General features: G+C 66.7%; 24 protein-coding genes. 16 read left to right on the plus strand and 8 right to left on the minus strand.

From position 1 onward, the window contains the following. The first annotated feature begins 61 nt into the window (after positions 1-61). The 6 genes from lptF (at position 62) to rsmA (ending at position 7,551) form a co-directional block, all read left to right on the plus strand. Positions 62-1,201, plus strand: a complete 1,140-nt coding sequence (lptF, locus tag RXV90_RS19930) for an LPS export ABC transporter permease LptF (protein WP_316651007.1) — start codon at positions 62-64, stop codon at positions 1,199-1,201. After that, positions 1,198-2,295, plus strand: a complete 1,098-nt coding sequence (lptG, locus tag RXV90_RS19935; RefSeq protein WP_316651009.1) for an LPS export ABC transporter permease LptG — start codon at positions 1,198-1,200, stop codon at positions 2,293-2,295. Before lptF ends, lptG begins: the two co-directional genes overlap by 4 nt. Next, complete coding sequence (locus tag RXV90_RS19940; protein WP_316651011.1) at positions 2,292-4,421, plus strand: LPS-assembly protein LptD; 2,130 nt, start codon at positions 2,292-2,294, stop codon at positions 4,419-4,421. Before lptG ends, RXV90_RS19940 begins: the two co-directional genes overlap by 4 nt. Beyond that, positions 4,418-5,650, plus strand: a complete 1,233-nt coding sequence (locus tag RXV90_RS19945) for a peptidylprolyl isomerase (protein WP_316651013.1) — start codon at positions 4,418-4,420, stop codon at positions 5,648-5,650. The genes RXV90_RS19940 and RXV90_RS19945 overlap by 4 nt, the downstream gene beginning before the upstream one ends. Further along, positions 5,647-6,621: a 4-hydroxythreonine-4-phosphate dehydrogenase PdxA gene (gene pdxA, locus RXV90_RS19950; protein WP_316651015.1), complete on the plus strand. Its 975-nt coding sequence runs from the start codon at positions 5,647-5,649 to the stop codon at positions 6,619-6,621. The genes RXV90_RS19945 and pdxA overlap by 4 nt, the downstream gene beginning before the upstream one ends. A gap of 87 nt (positions 6,622-6,708) precedes the next feature. Further along, positions 6,709-7,551 (plus strand): 16S rRNA (adenine(1518)-N(6)/adenine(1519)-N(6))-dimethyltransferase RsmA, encoded by an 843-nt coding sequence (rsmA, locus tag RXV90_RS19955; RefSeq protein ID WP_316651017.1) that lies wholly within the window; start codon positions 6,709-6,711, stop codon positions 7,549-7,551. An 85-nt stretch (positions 7,552-7,636) separates the two neighbouring features. Here the strand turns inward: rsmA and RXV90_RS19960 are convergent, their stop codons facing one another. From RXV90_RS19960 to RXV90_RS19985, 6 genes are all read right to left on the minus strand, one after another. Continuing rightward, positions 7,637-8,185: a DUF4167 domain-containing protein gene (locus RXV90_RS19960; RefSeq protein ID WP_316651019.1), complete on the minus strand. Its 549-nt coding sequence runs from the start codon at positions 8,183-8,185 to the stop codon at positions 7,637-7,639. 253 nt (positions 8,186-8,438) lie between these two features. Beyond that, the gene (gene prmC / locus RXV90_RS19965; protein ID WP_316651021.1) at positions 8,439-9,254 is read right to left on the minus strand and encodes a peptide chain release factor N(5)-glutamine methyltransferase; all 816 of its coding nucleotides are present in this window, start codon (positions 9,252-9,254) and stop codon (positions 8,439-8,441) included. Further along, complete coding sequence (prfA, locus tag RXV90_RS19970; protein ID WP_316651024.1) at positions 9,251-10,306, minus strand: peptide chain release factor 1; 1,056 nt, start codon at positions 10,304-10,306, stop codon at positions 9,251-9,253. The genes prmC and prfA overlap by 4 nt, the downstream gene beginning before the upstream one ends. Before the next feature lie 64 nt (positions 10,307-10,370). After that, positions 10,371-10,826 carry a DUF1499 domain-containing protein gene (locus tag RXV90_RS19975; protein WP_316651025.1) on the minus strand — a complete coding sequence of 152 codons (456 nt, stop codon included), beginning with the start codon at positions 10,824-10,826 and terminating at the stop codon, positions 10,371-10,373. A gap of 49 nt (positions 10,827-10,875) precedes the next feature. Next, positions 10,876-11,835, minus strand: coding sequence for an agmatinase (speB, locus tag RXV90_RS19980; protein WP_316651027.1), 960 nt, complete (start codon positions 11,833-11,835; stop codon positions 10,876-10,878). Between the two features lie 58 nt (positions 11,836-11,893). After that, positions 11,894-13,063: a M20 aminoacylase family protein gene (locus tag RXV90_RS19985; RefSeq protein WP_316651029.1), complete on the minus strand. Its 1,170-nt coding sequence runs from the start codon at positions 13,061-13,063 to the stop codon at positions 11,894-11,896. A 64-nt stretch (positions 13,064-13,127) separates the two neighbouring features. Here RXV90_RS19985 and mazG point away from each other — a divergent pair, with 64 nt between their 5' ends. Further along, on the plus strand, positions 13,128-13,928 hold the full coding sequence (mazG, locus tag RXV90_RS19990; protein WP_316651032.1) for a nucleoside triphosphate pyrophosphohydrolase: 801 nt from the start codon (positions 13,128-13,130) through the stop codon (positions 13,926-13,928). A gap of 6 nt (positions 13,929-13,934) precedes the next feature. On the opposite strand, the gene RXV90_RS19995 is transcribed toward mazG, so the two are convergent. After that, the gene (locus tag RXV90_RS19995; RefSeq protein WP_316651034.1) at positions 13,935-14,555 is read right to left on the minus strand and encodes a hypothetical protein; all 621 of its coding nucleotides are present in this window, start codon (positions 14,553-14,555) and stop codon (positions 13,935-13,937) included. 129 nt (positions 14,556-14,684) lie between these two features. On the opposite strand from RXV90_RS19995, the gene RXV90_RS20000 reads away from it, so the two are divergent. Genes RXV90_RS20000 through RXV90_RS20015 form a run of 4 tightly spaced genes read left to right on the plus strand, consistent with a single transcriptional unit; the run spans position 14,685 to position 18,430 of the window. Beyond that, positions 14,685-15,626: a nucleoside hydrolase gene (locus RXV90_RS20000; protein WP_316651036.1), complete on the plus strand. Its 942-nt coding sequence runs from the start codon at positions 14,685-14,687 to the stop codon at positions 15,624-15,626. Between the two features lie 26 nt (positions 15,627-15,652). Further along, positions 15,653-16,108, plus strand: a complete 456-nt coding sequence (locus RXV90_RS20005; protein ID WP_316651038.1) for a GNAT family N-acetyltransferase — start codon at positions 15,653-15,655, stop codon at positions 16,106-16,108. Continuing rightward, positions 16,108-16,950, plus strand: coding sequence for a class I SAM-dependent methyltransferase (locus tag RXV90_RS20010; protein WP_316651040.1), 843 nt, complete (start codon positions 16,108-16,110; stop codon positions 16,948-16,950). The genes RXV90_RS20005 and RXV90_RS20010 overlap by 1 nt, the downstream gene beginning before the upstream one ends. Before the next feature lie 40 nt (positions 16,951-16,990). Next, entirely contained in the window at positions 16,991-18,430 is a 1,440-nt protein-coding gene (locus tag RXV90_RS20015) for a protein adenylyltransferase SelO (protein ID WP_316651042.1), read from the plus strand. On the opposite strand, the gene RXV90_RS20020 is transcribed toward RXV90_RS20015, so the two are convergent. Next, positions 18,409-19,329, minus strand: coding sequence for a DMT family transporter (locus RXV90_RS20020; protein ID WP_316651044.1), 921 nt, complete (start codon positions 19,327-19,329; stop codon positions 18,409-18,411). The two genes, RXV90_RS20015 and RXV90_RS20020, sit on opposite strands and share 22 nt — an antisense overlap. A gap of 139 nt (positions 19,330-19,468) precedes the next feature. On the opposite strand from RXV90_RS20020, the gene RXV90_RS20025 reads away from it, so the two are divergent. The 5 genes from RXV90_RS20025 to RXV90_RS20045 all read left to right on the plus strand — a co-directional run bounded on the left by RXV90_RS20025 (position 19,469) and on the right by RXV90_RS20045 (position 24,408). Beyond that, the gene (locus RXV90_RS20025; RefSeq protein WP_316651046.1) at positions 19,469-20,329 is read left to right on the plus strand and encodes a PhzF family phenazine biosynthesis protein; all 861 of its coding nucleotides are present in this window, start codon (positions 19,469-19,471) and stop codon (positions 20,327-20,329) included. A 60-nt stretch (positions 20,330-20,389) separates the two neighbouring features. Next, entirely contained in the window at positions 20,390-20,824 is a 435-nt protein-coding gene (locus tag RXV90_RS20030) for a Fur family transcriptional regulator (RefSeq protein ID WP_316651047.1), read from the plus strand. Continuing rightward, the gene (locus tag RXV90_RS20035; protein WP_316651049.1) at positions 20,824-21,699 is read left to right on the plus strand and encodes a DMT family transporter; all 876 of its coding nucleotides are present in this window, start codon (positions 20,824-20,826) and stop codon (positions 21,697-21,699) included. Before RXV90_RS20030 ends, RXV90_RS20035 begins: the two co-directional genes overlap by 1 nt. Before the next feature lie 88 nt (positions 21,700-21,787). Continuing rightward, entirely contained in the window at positions 21,788-23,065 is a 1,278-nt protein-coding gene (eno, locus tag RXV90_RS20040; protein ID WP_316651051.1) for a phosphopyruvate hydratase, read from the plus strand. 119 nt (positions 23,066-23,184) lie between these two features. Continuing rightward, entirely contained in the window at positions 23,185-24,408 is a 1,224-nt protein-coding gene (locus tag RXV90_RS20045; protein WP_316651053.1) for an aromatic ring-hydroxylating oxygenase subunit alpha, read from the plus strand. Positions 24,409-24,414: the final 6 nt, after the last annotated feature.

Genomic DNA, 24,414 nt, shown 5'->3' on the forward strand with positions numbered 1-24,414 from the left:
GGCGCCCCGGGACCTCTCCGGTCTAAAAGAAGGCAAGGCGAGCGAGCGAAAGCGGGGCAGATTGGGCAGATTCGACAGATACGTGCTGTCGCAGCTGATGGTGATCTTCGGCTTTTCGTCGGTCGTGCTTGTGCTGATCTACTGGGTGAACCGGGCGGTGCGGCTTTTCGACTGGCTGATCGCGAGCGGGCAGTCGGCGGGGGTATTCCTTGAATTCACCGCGCTGACGCTTCCCAATGTAATCCGCATCGTGTTGCCGATTTCGGCTTTTGTGGCAGCGGTTTACACGGCGAACCGGATGACTTCGGAAAGCGAGATGGTGGTGGTGCAGGCCACCGGCTATGGCCCCTTCCGGCTGGCGCGGCCTGTCCTGGCCTTCGGGTTGATCGTGGGGCTTTTCACCGGACTTCTGGTGCATTTCGCGGTGCCGGCGAGTTTCGAGCGGCTCGCCGACCGGCAGGTGCAGATCGCAGAGAACGTGACCGCGCGGCTTCTGACGGAAGGGCGGTTCGTGCATCCCGATGACGGGATCACGCTTTACATCCGGGCGATCACGGGGCGGGGCGAACTTCAGGATGTCTACCTGCGCGACGGGCGCGATCCGGCACGGACGGTGAGTTACACCGCGAGCCGGGCGCAGCTGGTGCGCACCGACGATGGCCCGCGGCTGGTGATGTATGACGGCATCGCGCAGACCTACACGCCCGGGGACCGGCGGCTTGCGGTCACAAGTTTCGACGAGCTGGCGCAGAACGTGGCCTCGCTGATCGACAGTTCCGGGCGGGAGGACGCGCGGAACCTGCGGGAGCTTTCGACCGCCGAGATTCTGACGGGTGACGGGACGCTGGCCGAGGAACTTGGAGTGAGCCTGGCGGAGCTGAAGGTCGAAGGGCACCAGCGCTTCACCCAGCCGATGATGGCGGTGATCGCACCTCTGATCGGGTTTGCCACGCTGCTTCTGGGCGGGTTCAGCCGGTTCGGGATCTGGAACCAGATCTTCGGGGCCGTGGGACTCGTGATCGTGCTCTACCTGATCGACAACGCCATGGCGGATGCGGCCCTTCGGTCGGTGTCGGCGCTGCCGCTGGTTTACGGCGCGCCGGTGATCGGCGCGCTGGGCGTGGCGGGCATCCTGCTTTACGCGGGCCGGTCGCGGCGGCGGCGCGGGGCGCGCGCCGAACCGGGGGCGAGCCCGGCATGACGCTGCACCTCTATATCGCGCGGCGGTTTCTGTTTGCCTTTCTCGCGGTCTTCGCGGGGCTGTTCCTGATGCTGGCGCTTGTCGACCTGGTGGAGCAGATCCGCCGCTTCAACGCGGTCGAGATCAGTTTCGGGGCGCTGATGGCGCTGACGTTCCTGAATGTGCCCGAGTCGATCTACCGGATCCTGCCGTTGATCACGATCCTCGCGGCGATTGCGCTGTTCGTGAACCTGTCGCGGAATTCCGAACTGGTGATCGCGCGGGCGGCCGGGCGCGCGGCGCTGACCTCCGTCTTCGCGCCGGTCTTCGTGGCGGTGGCGCTGGGCGCGCTTGGCGTCGCGGTGCTGAACCCGATCGTGGCGGCGACATCGAAGCAGTACGAGGTGCTGGCCGACCGCTATCTCGGCCAGAGGTCGAGTGTCCTGTCGGTGAGCCCCGAGGGCCTGTGGCTGCGACAGGGGGGCGAAACCGGGCAGACGGTGATCCGGGCCGCGCGCGCCAACCTGGACGGCACGGTGCTGTTCGAGGTGACGTTTCTTGCCTTTGGCGAGGGCGGCACGCCGCAATCGCGGCTTGAGGCGCGGCAGGCGGAGCTTCGCCCCGGCGTCTGGGCACTTCAGGATGCGAAGGAATGGACGTTCGGCGGCGGGGCGAATCCCGAGGCCAATGCGAAACTGCACGAAGAGTTCTTCGTGCCGACGAACCTGACGCGGGACGAGATTGCAGACAGTTTCGGCACGCCTTCGGCGATCCCGATCTGGGAGCTTCCCGGCTTCATTGACCGGCTTGAGGCGGCTGGCTTTTCGGCGCGTCAGCACAAGGTCTGGCTGCAGATGGAGATGGCGTTGCCCGTGCTTCTGGGGGCGATGGTGCTGGTGGCCGCGGGGTTCACGCTTCGGCCCGCGCGGTTCGGGCGTACGGGCCTGATGGTGGTGCTGGCGCTGAGCCTCGGCTTCACGCTGTACTTCATCCGCAACTTTTCGCAGATCCTTGGCGAAAACGGGCAGGTGCCGGTGAGCCTTGCCGCCTGGGGGCCACCCCTGGCCGCCGCGCTTCTGCCGATCGGCCTGCTTCTGCACCTGGAGGACGGATGAGACGCGCCGCCCTTCTGATCGCCCTGGCCCTCGCCTGGGCCGTGCCTGCCGTTGCGCAGGAGGCGCCGCCCGCCCCCGCGTCGCTCGTGGCCGACCGGATTTCGATCGAGGGCGACCGGATCCTGATCGCCGAAGGATCGGTCGAGGTGCTGTACGACGGCGCGAAGCTGACCGCGCGCCGGGTCGTCTACAACCGCGAGGATGAAACGCTTCAGATCGATGGGCCGATCCTTCTGTCTGAGGGCGGCGGCGAAAGCATCATCCTGGCCGACAGTGCCGAGCTTGACGCCACGCTGCGACGGGGCATCCTTCGAAGCGCGCGGATCGTGATCGACCGCCAGCTTCAGATCGCGGCAGCGGAGATCGCCCGCGTATCGGGCCGGTATTCGCGCCTGTCGCGCGTGGCCGCGTCGAGTTGCGAGGTCTGCGAAGGCGGCACGCCCCTTTGGGAGATCCGCGCCCGCGAGGTGATCCGCGACGAAACCGAACGCCAGCTTTACTTCGATGACGCGCAGTTCCGGTTCCTCGGCGTGCCCATCGCCTATTTCCCGCGGCTCAGGATGCCCGACCCAACGCTGGACCGTGCCCGGGGCTTCCTGTCGCCCGAGTTGCGTACGCGGACGCAACTGGGCACCGGGATCCGGCTTGGCTATTTCGTGCCGATCGGCGCGCACGCGGATCTGACCTTCTCGCCCTATATCTCGGGGCGGACCACGACGCTCGAAGCACGGTACCGGCAGGTGTTCCGGCATGGCGATATCCTGTTCAACGGGGCCGTGTCGCGCGACGATATCGTGCCCGGCGACACGCGCGCCTACCTTTTTGCCGAGGGCGGTTTCGATCTTCCGCGGAATTTCGAGCTGAGCTTCGACGTGGAGCTTGTGACCGACAATTCCTATCTCTTCGATTACGGCTATTCGGAGAAGGACCGGCTGGACAGCAACATCACGGTCGCCCGTATCCGGGACGATCAGCTGTTCTCGGCCGGGATCACCTCGTTCCGGACGCTGCGCGCCTCGGAAGTTCCGACCGCGCGGGAATTGCCGAACGAATTGTTCGAATTCGGGATCCGGCAGCGCTTTGCGCAGGACCCGTCGCTCGGGTCGCTCTGGGGGTTCATCGACGTGGCGGCGCTTGCGCGACCGTCCGACCTGCCCGGCGTCGGGCGGGACGTGTCGCGCCTTTCCGCCGGGCTGGACTGGCAGGCCACGCACATCCTGCCGGTGGGTCTTGTTTTCGAGGCCGAAGCAGAGGCCGCGGTCGACACCTATGTGGTGAACGAAGACCCGAGCTTTGACAGCACGCTTGACCGGGTACGGGGCGGCGGTGCGGTGACGCTGCGCTGGCCGCATGAGCGCCAGATGCCGGGCGGCCCGCGCCATATCCTGGAGCCCGCCATCCAGATCGCATGGAGCGAGGCCTCGGGCGACACCGTGCCGAACGAAGACAGCACGGTGGTGGAGCTGGACGAGGGCAATCTATTCTCGATGTCGCGCTTTCCCGGCACGGATCGGTATGAAGAGGGGCTGCGCGTCAACTATGGTGTCACGTGGACGCGCCATGACCCCGACGGCTGGTCGATCGGCGCCACGGTGGGCCGGATCTACCGGTTCGACGCGCCGGCCCAGTTCGGTGCCGATACCGGGCTTTCGGGAACCTCTTCGGACTGGCTGGCGGCTGTGACCTACAACCTTGCCGACACGTTCAGGGTGACCTCGCGGTCGCTGATCGCAGACAATTTCGACATCTCAAGGTCGGAAACGCGGGCGGCCTATCAGGGCGACCGGCTGTACCTCGCCGGTTCGCACCTCTGGCGCGCGGCGGAACCCAGCGAAAACCGGTTCGACGATCTGTCCGAACTTGCCATCGACGGCAGCTACCGGATCGACGAGAACTGGACGGCGGCGAGCGAGTGGCGCTTCGATGCCGACACCTCCAACACAACGAGCGCCGGGCTTGGGCTGCGCTTTCGCAACGAGTGCCTTGCGGTCGACCTTTCCCTCTCGCGCCGCTTTACCAGTTCGTCTAATGTCGAACCGGCAACCGAGCTCGATCTGAGGATCTCTCTCGCGGGCTTCGGTGGCAGCAGCGAACGCCAGGCCGCCCGACGGAAATGCAGAGGATGATCGTTCCCGTGCTCACCCCCCGTATCGTACATCTTGTCCTCGCCGGGCTTCTTGCCGCCCTGCCCGTTCTGTCCGCCGGTCCCGCCGCGGCGCAGGGCAGTTTTTCGCCGGTGATCCGCGTCAATGACAAGGTGATCACCGCCTATGACATCCAGCAGCGCGCGCGGCTTTTGCAGGCCCTGGGATCACCTGGCGATCCGCTGGAGGAGGCGCGCGAGGCGCTGATCGACGAGAAGCTTCAGCTTCAGGCGGCGGAGGCCACGGGGCTGTCGCTGACCGAGGAAGGCGTCGAACAGGGCATCGAGGAATTCGCGGGCCGTGCCAACACGACGCCCGAGAATTTCCTGGCCACGCTATCGCGCGCAGGCGTCGACCGGGAAACCTTCATCGATTTCGTCACCGCCGGACTGCTCTGGCGCGAAACGATCCGCCTGCGCTTTGCCCAGCGCGCGCGGGTCAGCGAGGATGACGTGGATCGGGCGGTGGCGCTGGCAAGCTCGGGCGGCGGTGCCCGGGTGCTGCTGTCGGAGATCATCCTTCCTGCACGGAATGCCCAGGAAGCGGCCCAGTCGGAAGAGCGCGCGCGCCAGATCGCCGCCTCGACCCGGGGGTTCCAGGCCTTCGCGGCCGCGGCGCGCAATTTTTCCGCCTCGCCCAGCCGGGGCCGGGGCGGGCGGATCGACTGGATCCCGCTCGGCAACCTGCCGCCGCAGATCCGGGCGGAACTTCTGACCTTGCCGCCGGGGGGCGTGACCACACCGCTTCGGGCCGGGAACGCGATTGCCGTCTTCCAGCTGCGCGAGCTTCAGGAGCTGCCGCCGCGGGCGCCGGAGGTTCTGTCGCTCGATTATGCCGAATTCCGGATCCCGGACGGCGAGCGTGCCGATGCGGTGCGGATCGCGAACGAGATCGACACCTGCGACGATCTTTACGGGGTGGCGAAGAACCTGCCCGAGGACCGGCTTCTGCGCGAGGCGCGGCCGCTTGACGAGATCCCGGCGGACGTGCGCGAGGCGCTGGCAACGCTTGACGCCAACGAAGTGTCGACCTCGGTGCGCCGCGGCTCCACCCAGCTTCTGGTGATGCTGTGCGGGCGGACGACGGAGGCGAGCGAGGCGATCGACCGTGCGCAGATCCGCCGTCAGCTGGTGAACCAGCGGATCGAGAGCTATGCCACGGGTTATCTGGCAGAACTCAGATCCGACGCGCAGATCATCGAACTCGAATGATCCCGCCCCTCGCCGTCACCTGCGGCGAGCCGGCGGGCGTGGGGCCCGAGATCGCCGTGGCGGCTTGGAACGCGCTTCGGGGCGAGGTGCCCTTTGCCTGGATCGGCGATCCGTCGCATCTGCCCGCTGGCACACCGGTGGCCGAGATCGCCGCCCCGGCCGAGGCCGCCGAACAGGCAGGCGCGGCGCTTCCTGTCCTGCCCCATCCGTTCCCTGCCCCCGCGACGCCCGGCACGCCCGCGCCCGCAAACGCCGGAGCGGTGATCGAGGTGATCGCCCGGGCCGTCGATCTCACGCGATCGGGGGCGGCGGGCGGTGTCGTGACCTGCCCGATCTCGAAAAAGGCGCTGATCGACGGGGCCGGGTTCGCCTATCCCGGGCATACCGAATACCTCGCGGCCCTCGCGGGGGTCGACCGCGTGGTGATGATGCTGGCGTGCGAGACGCTGCGCACGGTGCCCGTGACGATCCACATCCCGCTGGCGGAGGTGCCGGGGGCGCTGACGGCAGAGCGTCTTGAGGAAACGATCCGCATCACGCATCGCGCCCTTCTCTCCGATTTCGGGATCACGGCGCCCCGGATCGCGGTGTCGGGCCTCAACCCCCATGCCGGCGAAGGGGGCGCGATGGGCCGGGAGGATGCCGAGATCATCGCACCGGTGATCGCAGGGCTTCAGGACGAAGGCTTCGTCCTTCTGGGCCCCCTGCCCGCCGATACGATGTTTCACGAGGCCGCCCGCGCCCGCTATGACGCGGCGGTGGCGATGTATCACGATCAGGCGCTGATCCCGATCAAGACCATCGATTTCGCGGGCGGGGTGAACGTGACGCTGGGGCTGCCCTTCATCCGCACCTCGCCCGATCACGGCACGGCCTTCGACATCGCGGGTACCGGCAAGGCCGATCCGACGTCGCTGATCAACGCGCTGAAGCTTGCGCGCGACATGGCCGCCCGGCGCGCGGGCCCCTGATATCTTCATGTGGCCGGAAGTATCCCGGGGTCTGGGGCAGAGCCCCAGCGGTGGACAGGCCCCGAAACCTCTGCCACACCCACGCCCATGAGCGCCATCGACGACCTGCCGCCCCTGCGCGAGGTGATCGCCGCCCACGGGCTTTCGGCGCGCAAGTCGCTTGGCCAGAACTTCCTGCTTGACCTGAACCTGACCGCGAAGATCGCGCGTTCGGCGGGGGATCTGACCGGGGCGGATGTGCTGGAGATCGGGCCGGGCCCCGGCGGGCTGACCCGCGGGCTTCTGGCCGAAGGCGCGCGCCGGGTCGTGGCCGTCGAAAAGGACGACCGCTGCCTCCCGGCCCTTGCGGAGATCGCGGCGGCCTATCCCGGGCGACTTGAGATCCTGTCGGGCGACGCGCTGGAGATCGACGTGGCTCGGGACCTGACCCCGCCCGTCAAGATCGTCGCGAACCTGCCCTATAACGTGGGCACCGAACTTCTGACCCGGTGGCTCGACCCGCCCGACTGGCCGCCTTTCTGGCAGACGCTGACGCTGATGTTCCAGCGCGAGGTGGCAGAGCGGATCACCGCCGGACCGGGTTCCAAGGCCTATGGCCGTCTGTCCGTTCTGGCCGCATGGCGGAGCGACGCGCGGATCGTGATGGATCTGCCGCCATCCGCCTTCACCCCGCCGCCCAAGGTGCGGTCGGCGGTGGTGCATCTGACCCCGCTGCCCGAACCGCGCTTTCCGGCAAATGCGAAGACGCTGACCCGCACCGTGGCGGCGGCCTTCAATCAACGGCGCAAGATGCTGCGCGCTGCGCTGAAGCGGCTGGCGCCCGATATCGAGGATCGGCTGATCGCGGCCGGCATCGCGCCCACGGCGCGGGCCGAAGAGGTGCCGCTCGAGGCGTTCTGTGCCCTGGCCCGGGAACTGGACGCGCACTAGAAAATCCTGGTGTCCAAGCGGATCGGCGCGGGCAAGCACGCGCGCGGGGCCCCGCCCCGTCACGCCGATTGATAGATTCCGGGGATTATTCCGCCGCTTCGGGGGCCTCGGGAGCGCCGCCGCCATCGCCCTGCCCGCTTTCGGCGTTCTGTTTGGGCTTGCGGCCGCGGCGCGGGCGGTTGGGCTTGCTTTCGGGCGTCTCGACAAGGCCCGAGTCGCTGTCGTTACCGACATCGACCACATCGGGTTGCGGCCCTTCGCCGGCCGCGACCTGTGCCGCCGAGTCGTGATCCTGCTGCTGGCGCTCGCGGCGCTGGTCGCGTTCCTGCTGCTCGCGCTCGCGGCGGGCCTCCTGTTCGCGCTCCTGCTGTTCGCGGCGCTGCTCCTGTTCGCGTTGCGCTTCGGACAGCATGCGCAGGTAATGTTCCGCGTGCTGCTGGAAGTTCTCCGCCGCCACCCGGTCATTCGAAAGCTGGGCGTCGCGCGCAAGCTGGTTGTACTTGTCGATGATCTGCTGCGGGGTGCCGCGCACCTTGCCTTCAGGGCCAGAGGAATCAAACACCCGGTTGACGATGTTTCCCATCGAACGGTTGCGGTTCGACTTCGACCGCGAACGTGTCTTCGAAGATCTCATAGGGTCTCTTTGCTTGTGGCCTTCGGTGGCTCTGGCGATCGTCCCGTGTGTCCTTTGGGCTGAGAAACCTTTCTGGCTTCCCGGACGCTCGCAATGGTTGGCAAATGGCGCAGGGGGTGCTCCGGCACCCCACCGCCCGCGCAAATTCAGTAAGCACGGCCCTTGCGACAAGACAAGGGGAATCTGCCGAAAAAAGGGCGGATTCTTGCGACTCTCGCGGAAAATCAAAGATCTGACGGGTTTTCCGCCGATCTCAGCCGCGGGCGGAGACCACCCTGTTGCGACCATCGAGATCGGGTTGAACGGCGACGTCTTCAAGCCCTGCCGCGCGGAAAATCTCCGAAACCGCCGCGCCTTGCATGTGCCCGATCTCGACAAGAAGCCGCCCGCCGGGGGTAAGATGCCTGGACGCGCCTGCTGCGATGGCGCGATAGGCCGTCAGCCCGTCGGCTTCGTCGGTGAGCGCGACGCGCGGTTCCCATTCGCGCACTTCGGGGGCGAGATCGGGCATTTCGCCGGCCGCGATATAAGGCGGGTTCGACACGATGAGATCGAATTCCCCCTCAACCGCGCCCAACCAGTCAGAGATCGCGAAATCCAGCCGGTCGTCGATCTTCCGGAAACTGGCGTTGCGCTTTGCCACTGCGAGCGCGGCGGGAGAGATATCGGTGGCGAGCCCGGTTGCAGCGGGGCGTTCGAGGAGAAGCGAGATCGCGATGCAGCCTGAGCCCGTTCCGAGATCGAGAAGCCGGGTGAAGGGGGCCTGAAGCGCGAGATCCACGAGGGCTTCGGTTTCGGGGCGAGGATCGAGCACATCGCCCGAGATGCCGAAGAATTCGGTCTTCCAGAAGGCGCGGAAGCCGGTGATATGCGACACCGGCTCGCGTTTGGCCCGCCGTCTGACGGAATTGGCGAAGGTCGTGAGAGTAAGGCTGTTCGGGGTATCGCGATCCTGGCCCCCGATCTTCTCGCCCATCCACATCGCGTAGTCGTAGAGCCGCCGGACGTCGCCGCCGGGATCGGCGACCCCGGCCTCTTTCAGGATACGGCGCGCCTCGTCCCGGGTCACAGCCCCTGTTCCGCGAGTTTCGCGGCCTGATCGCTTTCGATGAGCGCGTCGATCACCTCGTCGAGATCGCCCTGCATCACCTCGTTCAGCCGGTAGAGGGTGAGGTTGATCCTGTGATCCGTCATGCGCCCTTGCGGGAAGTTGTAGGTTCGTATGCGCTCCGAGCGGTCGCCGGAGCCGACCTGAGCCTTGCGGTCGGCCGCGCGTTCTTCCTCGGCGCGCTGGCGTTCGAGGTCGTAGAGCCGGGTGCGCAGAACCTGCATGGCTATCGCGCGGTTCTGGTGCTGGGATTTTTCGGACGATGTCACGACGATGCCCGTGGGCACGTGGGTGATCCTGACCGCGCTGTCGGTGGTGTTCACATGCTGGCCGCCGGCCCCGCTGGCGCGCATCGTGTCGATGCGGATATCGCTTGCGGGGATGTCGATGTCGACCTCTTCGGCCTCGGGCAGCACCGCGACCGTCGCCGCGGAGGTGTGGATGCGCCCGCCCGATTCCGTGGTGGGCACGCGCTGTACGCGGTGGACGCCACTTTCGAACTTGAGCCGTGCGAAGACGCCGTCGCCGCGGATGTTGGCCACGACTTCCTTGATGCCGCCGAGTTCGGTTTCCGCAAGCTCGAGGATTTCGAAGCCCCAGCCCTTCGCCTCGGCATAGCGCTGGTACATGCGGAGAAGATCGCCCGCGAAAAGCGCCGCTTCCTCTCCCCCCGTGCCGGGCCGGATTTCAAGGATCGCGGGGCGTGCGTCGGCTGCGTCTTTCGGAAGGAGGGCGAGGCGGATTGCCTGTTCGACTTCCGGCAGCCGGGCCCTGAGGGTGGGCAGTTCCTCTTCCGCGAGCGCCTTCATCTCGGGATCGGAAAGCATCGCCTCGGCTTCCTCGATGTCGGCAAGGGTGGTGCGGTAGGTGGCGATGGTTTCGACCACGGGCTTGAGATCGGAATATTCCTTGGCGAGCGCGGCGATTTCGCCGGCCTCGGCGCCGCCGGCCATCTTCGCTTCGAGAAACTCGAAACGGGCGCGGATCTGGTCGAGTTTCTCGAAGGGAACCATGGGCCTCTGACACACGATTGGCCGGGTGCCGTCAAGCGTGGAGTGCGGGGCCGCGCCCGTGGCGTCAGTTGGAGGCGGTCAGCGCCTCTTGCAGACCTTCGACCCGCGCGCGGTTCACCCCCCAGTCGTACTGGCCGATCCCTTGCCGGGCGAAAACGCGGACGCGGGCGCCGCCTTCACGGGGCAGAACCTCGACAGTGGTGAAATCGGGGAAGCCCCAGAAGGCCGTGCGGGTGACGAAGGTCATCCGGCCCGTTCCCGCCTCGCCCACCAGAACGCGGGTGCGAGGGAGTGACAGAAGATGCGTCTCGACCCGGGACCAGACGGTTTGCGGTGTTTCCGCGAGATCGAAGACAGCGCGATGCCCGTTCTGCATCGGCCAGTCGCCGGGGGCGTCTTCCGGCACCTCGATGGCGGTGTGCCAGCGCGCGGGATCGACGGCGGACAGGCGGATCCAGGCCTGAAGGGCAATGGCGCCGAGGACGGCGAGGGCGAGAACGATGAGGAACGCGGTTTTCATGGGAAGCGACGTATGCCGCGCTGCGCCCCATACAAGGTGATATTGAGATTTATCTTTTGTTCCAGCAGTATAAGCAGACAAGCTCATGAGCCACATGGGCGCCCGCAACCGCCGTGATGGCGGCATGATCGAAGGGCGGCGAGACTTCGACCACGTCGCCGCCCACCATGTTGATGCCCTTCAGACCTTGAAGAAGCGTGACGGCCTGGGCCGAGCTGAGCCCGCCCCAGACCGGCGTTCCGGTGCCCGGCGCGAAGGCGGGATCGAGGCAATCGATGTCGAAGGTCAGGTAGACAGGTCGGTCGCCCAAGGTTTCGCGGATGATGTCGAGCGTGCGGGCGGTGCCGTTCGTGTGCACGGCCTGCGCATCAACGATGGTGAAGCCGAGCGGTTCGGGGTTCGTGGTGCGGATGCCGACCTGAACGCTGGTGGTATCGTCGACGAGCCCCTCTTTCACGGCGGTGTAGAGGAAGGTGCCGTGATCGATGCGGTTCGGATCGTCATCGGCCCAGGTATCGCCGTGAGCGTCGAATTGAAGAACCGAGAGTTGTCCGAACTTCTCGGCATAAGCCCTTAGGATCGGGAGGGTAATCGAGTGATCGCCCCCGAGTGCTATAGATCCAGCGCCGACCGATAGAATCCCACCGATATGCGCCTGAAGCTTGCCCGGAAATTCCGGCGTTTTTGCATAGTCGAAGGCGAGATCGCCGCAGTCGACGATGGTGAATTCCTCGAGCGGGCTGAATGGCCAGCCATAGGGGGGATCGAAGGGCTGAAGGCTTGACGCCTCGCGGATCGCGCGGGGGCCGAGCCGCGTACCGGGGCGGTTCGTGACGGCCTGGTCGAACGGTATGCCGGTGATGGCGAGATCGACGCCCGTGAGATCTTTCGTATAGCGGCGGCGGAGGAAGGATGTGGCGCCCGCGAAGGCATTCTCGAAGGCGAGGCCGCGCGAGGTTTCTTCCGTAAAGGCCCGGTCTATTTCATTTTTTGCGTCTTCGAGCGACATCAGTGTGTTCCCATGCCCGGTGGTTGTTTGATTTGCCTCAGTGGATCGGCCGGTATCTTCAGCCCTCGGCCGGCGGCTGCGCCGTTTCGACGAGGCGGACGAAGAAACTGGCCCCGATGGGCGCGATCTCGTCGTTGAAATCGTAGGCGGGGTGGTGACAGAAGTAGGGCGTGCCCTGCCCCAGGAAGACGAAGGCGCCGGGCCGCTGGAGGAGCATCTCGGAAAAATCCTCGCCCCCCATAACCGGCATCACGTTCGGGTTGACCTTGTCGGCCCCGACGAGATCGGAAGCGACGCGGACGGCGAACGCCGCTTCGTCGTCGTCATTGACGGTGACGGGATTGTCCCGGCGGTAGGTAAACGCGATATCGACCCCGAAGGCCGCCGCAACGCCGTCGCAGATTTCGCGCATGCGGCGCTCGACCATGTCCTGAGTGTCTTTCGAAAACGCCCGGACCGTACCGCAGAGCGTGCCCGCGGCGGGGGTGATGTTGTAGGCCGTACCCGCCTCGATCCTGGTGACGGAGACGACCATCGCCTCGGTCGAGCCACGGTTGCGGGAGACGATGGTGTCGAAGGCCTGCGCCACCGCAAGAAGTGCGGGGATCGGATCGACGCTGAGATCGGGATAGGCCGCGTGGCCGCCCTTGCCCGTCACGGTCACGTCGAATTCGTCGACCGAGGCCATGAGCGGCCCAGGGCGGGTGGCGAAATGGCCGAAGGGCAGCGCGGGTTCGTTGTGGATGCCGAAGACGCGGGAGATGCCGAAGCGATCCATCAGCCCTTCCTCGACCATCCGGCGCGCACCGCTTCCCGATTCCTCGGCAGGCTGGAAGATGAGCGCAACGCGCCCCGAGAAGTTGCGTGTTTCGCAGAGGTAGCGCGCGGCGCCGAGTAGCATCGTGGTGTGCCCGTCATGGCCGCAGGCATGCATCTTTCCCGGGGTTTCGCTGGCATGATCCGCGCCCGTCGCCTCCATGATCGGAAGGGCATCCATGTCGGCGCGAAGCCCGATCGTCGGCCCAGACCCGCGCCCGTTCACGATCGCGACCATGCCGGTTTCAGCCAGCCCCTCGTGAAGTTCGTCGACACCGAATTCCCGCAGCCGTTCGGCCACGAAGGCGGAGGTCTTGGGCAGGTCGAATTCAAGCTCGGGATTGCGGTGCAGCCAGCGGCGCCAGGCGGCCATCTCCTCGGCATATCCGGCGATGCGGTTGATGACGGCCATGTGGACTCTCCGATGCCCGCGTGAAACGAATGCCCCATCGTTTCAGACCCGAAGGCCGCCCGCAATGTCCGATGCGCTGATCCGCGATCCCGAGGGGGGGATGCCCCGGCTTCTTGAAATCATGCGCAGATTGCGGGACCCCGAGACGGGATGCCCCTGGGATATCGAGCAGGATTTCGCGTCGATCGCGCCCTATACGATCGAGGAGGCCTATGAGGTGGCCGATGCGATCGAGCGTGAGGCCTGGGGGGAGTTGAAGGGCGAGTTGGGCGACCTTCTGTTGCAAACCGTCTATCACACGCAAATGGCGGAAGAAGCAGGGCTTTTCAGCTTCGCGGAGGTCGCCGACGCGATTTCCGACAAGATGGTGGCGCGGCATCCCCATGTGTTCGGCGCGGAGAGCCGGGAGAAGACTGCTGAGGAGCAGACCCGCGACTGGGAGGCGCAGAAGGCGCGGGAGCGCGGATCGGTGGGGACGCTGGATGGCGTGGCGCTGGGGCTGCCCGCGCTCCTCCGGGCGCTGAAGCTGCAGAAGCGCCTTGCGCGGGTCGGGTTCGACTGGGGCACGACGGGGCCGGTTCTGGACAAGATCGTGGAGGAGGTGCACGAGCTTGAGGAAGCGCGCGCGACATCGGCGGATGCGACTGAGGCGGAGTTCGGGGATCTTCTGTTCGTTCTGGTCAACCTCGCCCGGCACTGGGGCGTCGATCCGGAGGCGGCGCTAAGGCGCACGAATGCCAAGGTCGAGCGCCGGTTCGCCTGGATCGAGGCGCGGCTGGCCGAACGCGGCACGACGCCGTCCGACAGCACGCTGGAGGAGATGGACGCGCTGTGGGATGCGGCGAAGGCGGCGGAGCGGGGCTGAGCCGGATCAGGAGCCGGTTTCGACCTCGGGCAAGCCGCGGGCGCGTTTCCAGGCGAAGACTTCCGAACGTTCGACCCAGCGGTAGCGTTCGTCATCCAGGGTTTCATCCCAGAAAAGCAGCCCGCCGTAGCGCCAGGGATCGAGCACCATGCCTTCGCTGATCGTGCCGCCCGGAGCGCTGACGATCACCGTGGAATGTTCGATCCGGTAGGAGACGTCGTGGTTCGCGATGGCGCGGTGCATTTCGATGGTTTCGAACCCTTCCTGACGAAGCCGTGTTTCGAGATCGTCCGCCCACTGGAAGCACAGCCCGCGGGGCCTGAGCCCCAGGTTGACCTTGGTGTTGTGCACGAGAGCCGAGTCGGTGACGTTCCACTCCCGCGCCAGCTGGCGGGGGTAGAGAAGTGCAATGCGGGCGGCGGCCTCGGCCTCTTCGGGGTCGATCCCGGGACCGAGCGCAAGGATGCCCTCGGCAATCGCCGCGATTTCGCGCTGATCCGACACCGGCGGATCGGGCCGCGGCGCCCCGCAGGCGGCGAGAAGAAAGAGGGCGATCACGGCCAGAACGCGGGCCGGTTTGATCAGAAGGCTTACAACCATGGCTGTCCCTGTGCGCAGATCGGCCATGGTGCTAGCGCGCGAGTTTCGCAATGTCGAGACACGAGCCCGTGTCTGATGCGGCAGGCCTTCGCGCGGCAGGGGTGCGGGCCACGATTTTCCTTGAACGCCGCGGCCTTCCCGTGTCACGCCGGGCACATGTCACCGCGCAAGATCATCATCGACACAGATCCCGGCCAGGATGACGCCGTCGCGATCCTTCTGGCGCTTGCGAGCCCCGAGGATGTCGAGGTTCTGGGCATTACCGCCGTGGCGGGGAACGTGCCGCTGGCGCTGACCCAGCGGAACGCGCGGATCGTCTGCGCGCTGGCGGGGCGGACTGGCGTGCCTGTCTTCGCAGGCTGCGACGCGCCGCTGGAACGCTCCCTTGTGACGGCGGAGCATGTACACGGCAAGACCGGGCTCGACGGGGTGCCCGTGGACGAACCCGACATGCCGCTGATGGAGCGGCACGGTGTTGATTTCATCATCGAGACCCTGCGGGCGGAGCCCGAGGGATCAGTCACGCTGTGCCCGATCGGGCCGCTGACGAACATTGCCGCCGCGTTTCGCCGCGCCCCCGATATCGTGGAGCGGGTGGGCGAGATCGTGCTGATGGGCGGCGCCTACTTCGAGGTGGGCAACATCACGCCGGCGGCGGAGTTCAACATCTATGTCGATCCCGAGGCCGCGGCGGAGGTGTTCGGCGCCGGCGTGCCGCTGACGGTGATGCCGCTTGACGTCACCCACAAGGCGCTGACCTCGAAGGAGATCGTCGAGGGCTTTGCCGCGATGGGCACCGAGGTGGGCCGGGCGGTGGCGGCGTGGACGGATTTCTTCGAACGGTTCGACATGGCGAAGTACGGCTCTGCCGGCGCGCCGCTGCACGACCCCTGCACGATCGCCTACCTGATCGAGCCCGGGCTTTTTTCCGGGCGGCACATCAATGTGGAGATCGAGACGGGATCGGAGCTGACGCGCGGCATGACGGTGGCCGACTGGTGGGGCGTGACGGACCGGCCGAAGAACGCGACGTTCATGGGCTCGGTCGACCGCGACGGCTATTTCCGGCTGATCCACGAGCGGCTGGCGCGGCTTTAGAGAGAAGGACAATCCGAGGTGGCCCTATGAGCGCAGCACTGCATCTGGCGGGGCCCGAGGACCTTGGGGCGCTTCTGCCCATGGTCACGGCCTGTCATGACTACGAGGACATCGAGAGCGACGATGCGCGGCGCGAGGCGGCGCTTGCACCGCTTCTGGAAGGCTCGCCCCTGGGATGCGTTTACCTTGTCGGGCCGCGCCGGGCCCCGGTGGGCTATATCGTGATCACCTTCGGCTGGTCGGTGGAGTTCGGCGGTATGGAGGGGTTCATCGACGAATTCTTCATCCGCGAGAACGTGCGGGGGCGCGGGATGGGCAGCGAGGTGCTTTTGAAGCTGATCCCGCAGCTGGAGAGCGCGGGGCTGATGGCCCTGCATCTGGAGGCGTCGCAGGACCGGCCGCGGTTGCAGAAGCTCTACGCCCGCGCCGGGTTCCGGTTGCGGGACGGCTATGCGCTGATGACGCGCACGCGGAAGGCGTGATGGGCGCGAACGCAGAGCAGGCAGAGTTCTGGTCGGGCGACCCGGGCAGGAAATGGGTGGCGCACCAGCCCCTCCTTGACCACCTGTTTTCCGAAGCGACGGCGGCGCTATTCGAGGCGGCGGAGATCGGGCCCGGAGCGCGGGTTCTCGATATCGGATGCGGGGCGGGTGACACGACCCTTGAGGCCGCGCGGCGGGCGGGAGCGACGGGCCGCGCCCTGGGCATCGACGTGTCGGCCCCGCTGCTGGCGCTGGCGGAGGAACGGGCGCGGGATGTGCCGAACGCGGCCTTCCTCAAGGCGGATGCGCAGAGCCACGGTTTCGGGGCGGGCGGCTTCGACCGGCTGACCTCGCGCTTCGGGGTCATGTTCTTCGACGATTTCGATGCCGCGTTCGGCAATCTTCGACGTGCACTTGCGCCTGGCGGACGGGCGGCCCTTCTGGCCTGGGCCCCGCAGGGCGAGAACCCGTGGTCACAGATCCCGCGTGATGCGGGCGTGGCCCGGCTTGGCCCGCCGAGCCCGACGCCGCCGGGTGCGCCCGGGCAGTTCGCCTTCGCCGATCCCGTGCCGGTGGCGGAGCGGCTGCGCGGCGCGGGATTTGCGGAGGTGGAGGCTGGTTTCCTGGACATCCACCTTCGCATCGACGGCGGCGCCCGCGAGGCGGCGGTGCTGGCGACGATGGTTGGCCCGATATCGCGGATCATGGCCGAGCATGACGGCACCGAAGAGGATCGCGCGGCGATCGTGGCCGATGTGGCGGAACGGTTTCGCGCCTTCGAGACGGCGGATGGCGTGCGGGTTCCCGCCCGTCTGACCCGGTTCACGGCGCGCGTCCCCTGAGGCGGTGGCAATCGGTGCCGGCGCGCCTTAGATAGACGCCATGGCGCTCGATATCCCCTTCGACAATTCCTATGGCCGGTTGCCGGACCGGTTCTATACCCGCATGGCCCCTGCCCCGGTGCGGCAGCCCGGACTGATCAAGGTGAACCACGCGCTGGCGGAGGCGCTGGGTCTCGACCCGGCGGCGCTGGAAAGCGCCGAGGGCGTGGCGGTGCTGGCCGGGAACGCGGTGCCCGAAGGCGCAGATCCGCTTGCACAGGTTTATGCCGGGCATCAGTTTGGCGGCTGGTCGCCTCAGCTTGGGGACGGACGCGCGATCCTTCTTGGCGAAGTTGTCGACCGGGACGGCGTGCGGCGGGACATCCAGCTCAAGGGATCGGGACCGACGCCCTATTCGCGGATGGGGGACGGGCGGGCCTGGCTTGGGCCCGTTCTGCGGGAATACATCGTCTCTGAGGCCATGCATGCCCTTGGCGTGCCGACGACGCGGGCGCTGGCGGCGGTGAGCACCGGCGAGATCGTGCTGCGCGAACGCCCTCTGCCCGGCGCGGTGCTGACGCGGGTGGCGGCAAGCCACATCCGCGTGGGCACGTTCCAGTATTTCGCCGCGCGGCAGGACGAGGAGGCGCTGGGCGCGCTCGTTCAGCATGCGATTGCGCGCCACTATCCGGGGGCGGAAACGGCGCTCGACCTGCTCGACGGGGTGATTGCGCGGCAGGCGGCGCTGGTGGCGACCTGGCTTGGCCTCGGCTTCATCCACGGGGTGATGAACACCGACAATACGAGCATATCGGGCGAAACCATCGACTATGGGCCCTGCGCCTACATGGATACCTATTCCCCAGGGAAGGTGTTCAGTTCGATCGACCATGGCGGGCGCTATGCCTATAACCGGCAGCCCGACATCATGGTCTGGAACCTCGCGCAGCTGGCCACCGCGCTTCTGCCGGTGATGGGGATGGAGCGGGAGGCGGCGATAGAGGCCGCGACCGCCTCGGTTCACCGGTTCCCCGAGCTCTTCGGGCAGACGTGGCTTCGGGTGTTCCGCGCAAAGCTGGGGCTGGCGGTGGCCGAGGACGGCGATGCCGACCTGATCCAGTCGCTGATGGACCGGATGGCGGCGGGCCAGGCCGATTTCACCAATACATTTCGTGCGCTCGGGACAGAAAAGGCGCGGGATCAGTTCGTCGATCCGGCCGCCTTTGACACCTGGGACGAAGTGTGGCGCGCGCGGCTGTCACGCGAGGGCGCGACGCCGGAGGACCGGCGCGACGCGCGCGATGCGGCGAACCCCTGGGTGATCCCGCGCAACCACCGGATCGAAGAGGCGATCGGCGCCGCCGTCAATGGCGATTTCGCGCCTTTCGAGCGGCTTTTGGAGGTGCTGGCGCGCCCTTATGCCGAGCAGGCGGATGCAGCGCATCTGACACGGCCGCCCAACGCGGACGAGGCCGTGCTTCAGACCTTCTGCGGCACCTGACCCGGCCTCTGCCGGGGCGGACGATTCATCACCCAGAGGCCGAGCGCGACGAGCGCCAGCGCGCCGAGGAGCGCGGGCCCGATCGGTTCATCGAGCAGAAGCCAGCCCAGCGCGACGCCGAATATCGGGGCAAGAAAGCTGAAGGCCGCAACCGAGGCGGCGGGGTAGATCGACAACAGCCAGAACCAGAAGGCGAAGCCTGCGGAGACCAGTATGACGATCTGGAAGGCGAGGCCCCAGAGATGGATCGGCTGAAGATCGCGCACGAAGGGCCCGAAGAAAAAGGCCGCGACAAGGAGGATCGGGGCCGAGACGGTGACCTGCCAGAGCAGCTGACGTTCGGGCGGTTCGGCCTTGAGCCGCGACCCCTTGGCGATCAGCCCGACCGCCGCCCAGCCCATCGCAGCCGCGAGCGCGAAGAGATCGCCCATGAGCGAGGCCTCTGCCGCGCTGCCGCCGCTTCGGTTCAGGATCGCCCAGACAACACCCGCGAATGCGAGAAGGAGGCCAAGGCTTTTCTGCAGCGTGAGCCGCTCGCCCGGAATGAGGAGATGGCCGCCGAGCGCCATCCAGACCGGCATGGAATAGAAGATCACGCTGGTGCGGGCGACGGTGGTGAGATCGAGGGCGATGAAAAGCAGAAGGAACTCGAAGGCGAAGATCGCACCGGCGGCGACGCCCGCGGGCCAGACCCCGGGAGTGGGCCGGAGGCCTATGCCGCGAACCCAGATCCAGAGCCCGAGGCATAGGACCGAGCCCGCCGAGCGGAGCCCGGCGAAGAACACCGGCTGCAGCCCGTCGTTCACGACCTTGATGAAAACCTGATTGAAGCCCAGAAGAACCGAGAAGCAGATAAGGCTGACTGCCCCGAAGGCGTCGATCCGGTCGCGTTTTTCCATGGGATTGGCTTTCTCCTTCCGCCCTTCATGGGAGATCGGCGGGGCGGGCGCAATAGGCCGCGCGTCCCCGTCTGCGCGGTCTCGACCTTCCTTGCGGAACCGGCGATAAGCCCCTCTCCACCGGATCAGGGAGGCCGCTATGACCGCGTTTCATATTGTCGATGTCTTCACCGGAGCGGCCTTTGCGGGGAATCCGCTTGCAGTGATCTCCGATGCGCGAGGGCTGGAAGAGGCGCGGCTCCAGAAGATCGCGCGGGAATTCAATTTTTCGGAGACGACATTCGTCTATCCGCCTGAGATCGCGGGCGATCCGCCACGCGTGCGGATCTTCACCCCGATGACAGAGGTGCCTTTCGCCGGTCATCCGACGATCGGAACGGCGGTGGTGCTGGCCGCACTGGGCCATGACCCCGAGATGGTGCTGCAGCTTGGGGTGGGGCCGATCCCCGTCACCGTCAATGGGCGGCGTGCAGAATTCGCGACGGAAGTGCCCCTGAACGTGGGCGTATCTCCGGAGGTTGCGGATGTGGCCGCCTGCCTGGGACTGAAGGCGGAGGATATCGCCACGGGTCGGCACGGGCCGGTCGCGGCGGGCGTTGGGCTTGATTTCGTACTGGTGGAGCTTGCCTCGGACGCTGCCCTTGCCGCCGCCGCGCCGCAGACGAAGGCCTTTGTCGAGGCGCAGGCGCGGTATCAGATTTCGCTCGATTTCGCCGTGCTGGCTTACCGGCGCACGGGATCCAAGATTCGCGCGCGGATGTTCGCGCCTCTGGACGGCGTGCCGGAAGATCCTGCCACCGGCTCTGCCGCAGCCGCGCTGACGGCCTATCTTGCCGGGCTGGAAGGCCGGGATGTTGCGCTGACGATCGACCAGGGGATCGAGATGGGCCGGCCCTCGCGGATCGAGACCGCGTGCCGGACCGAAGGCGGCGCACCTGTCGAGACGCGGGTCGCCGGAGAGGTGACCTTCGTGGCGGAGGGACGTCTGCCCCTCGACTGATGGGTTTTCTTGACACGCCGAAACCCCTATGACCTGAACGCGCATCCATTCGGGGCCCCCATGACCGAAACCATTCTCGAACGCTGCGAAGCAAAGGGGCTGCGCCTGACCGGCCAGCGGCGCACGATTGCCGCCGTGCTGGAGGAGGCGCAGGACCATCCGGACGTGGAAGAGCTTTATTCCCGCGCTTCGGGGGTGGACCCCAAGATTTCGCTCGCGACGGTCTATCGGACGGTAAAGCTGTTCGAAGAGGCCGGGATTCTCGAGAAGCTCGAATTCGGGGATGGGCGCGCGCGCTACGAGGATGCGGAGCGGGAACACCACGATCACCTGATCGACATCCATTCCGGCGAGGTGATCGAGTTCGTCGACGAAGAGATCGAGGCGCTGCAGGAGCGGATCGCCGAGCGGCTGGGCTATGAGCTGCGCGGTCACCGGCTGGAGCTTTACGGTGTGCCCAAAAGGGGCGGATCCGGCGGGAAAGACCGCAGCTGATGCACGACAACCTGCGCGGGATGGCCCTGATGACGGGCGCGATGGCTGCGTTCGCGCTGGCCGATGCGCTGATCAAGGCGCTCGGCGACACGCATCCTTCGGGACAGATCATCTGGGTGGCCGGGATCGGCGGCACGCTGGCCTTCGCGCTGGCCTGTATCGCACTGCGCGAGGCGCCGCTGACACGGGATGCGCTGGCCCCGGCGACGCTTGCACGGGTGCTGACCGAGGCGGTGGGCACGTTCGGCATCGTCACGGCGCTGACGCTTGCGCCCCTGTCCGTCGTTGTAGCGATCATGCAATCTGTGCCGCTTCTGGTAACGCTGGGGGCCGCCGCATTCCTTGGCGAGCAGGTCGGATGGCGGCGCTGGCTGGCGATTATCGTCGGGCTTCTGGGGGTCATGATCATCATCCGGCCGGGGACCGAGGGCTTCACACCCCCTGCCCTTTTCGCAGTACTGGCCGCCGTGACGCTGGCCGCGCGGGACATCCTGACGCGGATGGTGCCGCGGACGGCGACGAACCTGCAACTCGGCGTCTGGGGCTTTGCCGGGCTGATCCCCACCGGGTTTCTGCTGGTGGCGATATCAGGCCAGGCAGAGGGCCCCTATACGCCGATCGCCTTGACCTATTTCGCCGGGATCACCGTTCTGACCGCGCTGGCGATCCTGTTCGTGACCATGTCAATGCGGGTGGGCGACGTCGCGGTGATCGCCCCGTTCCGCTACACACGGCTTCTGTTCGGGCTGGCACTGGCGATCCTGTGGTTCGGCGAGCGGCCCGATCTGGCAACCTGGATCGGATCGGCGATTGTCGTGGCCTCGGGGCTTTACACCTTCGCCCGGGAGCGGCGGCTGGCGCAGGGGACGGCCTGACGCTGCGGCGTTATCGCTAACATGAGCAGTTCACCCGCGCCCCGGCCCCTGCTATAGAACGCGAGAATCCAGATTGCCGGAGGGCCACATGAGCACGATCATCGATATCATCGGACGCGAAATCCTCGACAGCCGCGGGAACCCGACCGTCGAGGTGGATGTGATCCTCGAAGACGGCACGATGGGCCGCGCGGCCGTGCCGTCGGGCGCCTCGACCGGCGCCCACGAAGCGGTGGAGAAGCGCGACGGCGACCAGGGGCGGTATCTTGGCAAGGGCGTGCTCGAGGCCGTCGAGGCGGTGAACGGCGAGATCGCCGATGCGCTGGCTGGCTTCGATGCCGTCGAACAGGAAGCGATCGACGCCGCGCTGATCGAACTTGACGGGACGGCGAACAAGGGCCGGCTTGGGGCGAATGCGATCCTCGGCGTTTCGCTGGCGGTGGCGAAGGCAGCCGCGGACGCGACCGTGCAGCCGCTTTACCGATATGTCGGCGGCACCTCGGCGCGGGTTCTGCCAGTGCCGATGATGAACATCATCAACGGCGGCGAACATGCCGACAACCCGATCGACATCCAGGAATTTATGATCATGCCGGTTTCGGCCTCTTCGATCCGCGAGGCGGTTCGTATGGGGGCGGAAGTGTTCCACACCCTGAAGAAGGAACTGTCGGCGGCGGGGCTGTCGACTGGGATCGGGGACGAGGGCGGCTTTGCCCCCGATCTTTCGTCGACGCGCGATGCGCTCGATTTCATTCTGAAATCGGTGGAAAAGGCGGGGTACCGGCCCGGCGAGGACATCATGCTGGCGCTCGACTGTGCCTCGACCGAGTATTACCGCGACGGGATCTATGACCTGAAGGGCGAGCGCAAGAAGCTTTCCTCGGCGGAAAACGTCGACTATCTCGAAAGCCTCGTGGCCGATTACCCGATCCTCTCGATCGAGGACGGGATGGCGGAAGACGACTGGGACGGCTGGCGGCTTCTGACCGAGCGGCTGGGCGGCAAGGTACAGCTTGTGGGCGACGACCTGTTCGTCACGAACCCAGAGCGGCTTGCCGAAGGCATCAAGACCGGCGCGGGCAACGCGCTGCTCGTCAAGGTGAACCAGATCGGCACGCTTTCGGAGACGCTGCGCGCCGTCGACATGGCGCACCGGGCGCGGATGACCTGCGTGATGTCGCACCGGTCGGGCGAGACCGAGGATGCGACCATCGCCGATCTCGCCGTGGCGACGAATTGCGGGCAGATCAAGACGGGGTCCCTGGCCCGGTCAGACCGGCTGGCGAAGTACAACCAGCTGATCCGGATCGAGGAAATGCTGGGCGAAACAGCAGTCTATGCCGGAAAGTCGATCCTGAGAGGGTAAGCCGGACGCCCCGGCTGGGAGATTGACCGGGGGGAAGCCTTGCCGCATGATTTTCCTGCGGCGCGGGGAGATTGTGATTATCATTACGTGGCCCGCGGCTTCGCCTTCTCGGGTGGTACATGCACGACGATCTTATCCTAGCCAGTGAATTCAACGGGCTGACCGCGGCGCAGCCGTCGCTTCCGGCCCGGTGGTATACCGACCCCGCGCATTTCGACCGCGAGATGCGCGAGATCTGGCGGCGGAACTGGATCTACCTCTGCCGCCGGGAAACCCTGCCGGAGCCCGGGGCGTTCCGGACCTTTACCGTCGGCGGGCAGGAGATCGTGATCCTCGCCGACGCGGACGGCACGCTGCGCGGCTTCTTCAACACCTGCCGGCATCGCGGATCGGCGCTTTGCACCGAGGCGGCGGGGCGGTTCGATCGCCGCATCACCTGCCCTTATCACCAGTGGAGCTATGCGCTCGACGGCCGGCTTCTGGCGACCGGGCCGATGCGGAAGGTGGAGAATTTCGACCGCGCGGATTACGGGCTTCTGGGGATCGCGGTGGCCGAATGGGGCGGGTTCGTCTTCGCGAACCTGGCGGGCGAAAGCGCGCGGCCGTTCGACGAGGTCTTCGGGGGCGAACTTGCCGATATCACACCCTGGCCGATGGCGGATCTGGTGGTGGACCACAGCTATCGCAAGGAACTGGCCTGCAACTGGAAGATCTTCTGGGAGAATTTCAACGAGTGCCTGCATTGCCCCAACATCCATCCGGAATTGTCGGAGTTGGTGCCGATTTACAGCCGCGGGATCATGGCGCGGCGGGACGATCCGGAGTGGCAGGAATACGCGGGCGATCATGCACCCCGCCGGTCGGGGCGACTTCGGGAAGGGGCCGAAAGCTGGTCGATGGACGGTACGGCGCAGGATGCTCTGCCAGGCCTCAGCGATGAGGACAAGGCGGCAGGGCAGCGCTATGCAACACTTCTGCCGTCGGCCTTCATCGCGGCGCATGTGGATTACGTGCGCATCGTCCGGTTGACGCCGCTTGGCCCGGAGCGGACCGAGCTGACGGCGGACTGGCTGTTCCGGCCCGAGACGCTAGCGCGTCCCGGTTTCGATCTGACGCGGATCACCGATTTCGCGACCCTGGTGATGGAACAGGACGGCATGGCCTGCGAGCTGAACCAGCGTGGCCTCAGGGCCGATCCGTTCGAACGGGGCGTTCTGATGCAGGAGGAATACGAGGTGTTTCTGTTTCAGGACTGGATCCGCGCAGCCCTCGGCGAGGCGCGGCTGAGCCCGCCGCCTCCGAGCCGGGCCAGCCAGCGGCGGCCCGGGGCGGCGGAAAGCTAGGCACCG

It is taken from the genome of Ovoidimarina sediminis, from assembly GCF_032586175.1.
In the GTDB taxonomy this organism is placed as follows: domain Bacteria; phylum Pseudomonadota; class Alphaproteobacteria; order Rhodobacterales; family Rhodobacteraceae; genus Ovoidimarina; species Ovoidimarina sediminis.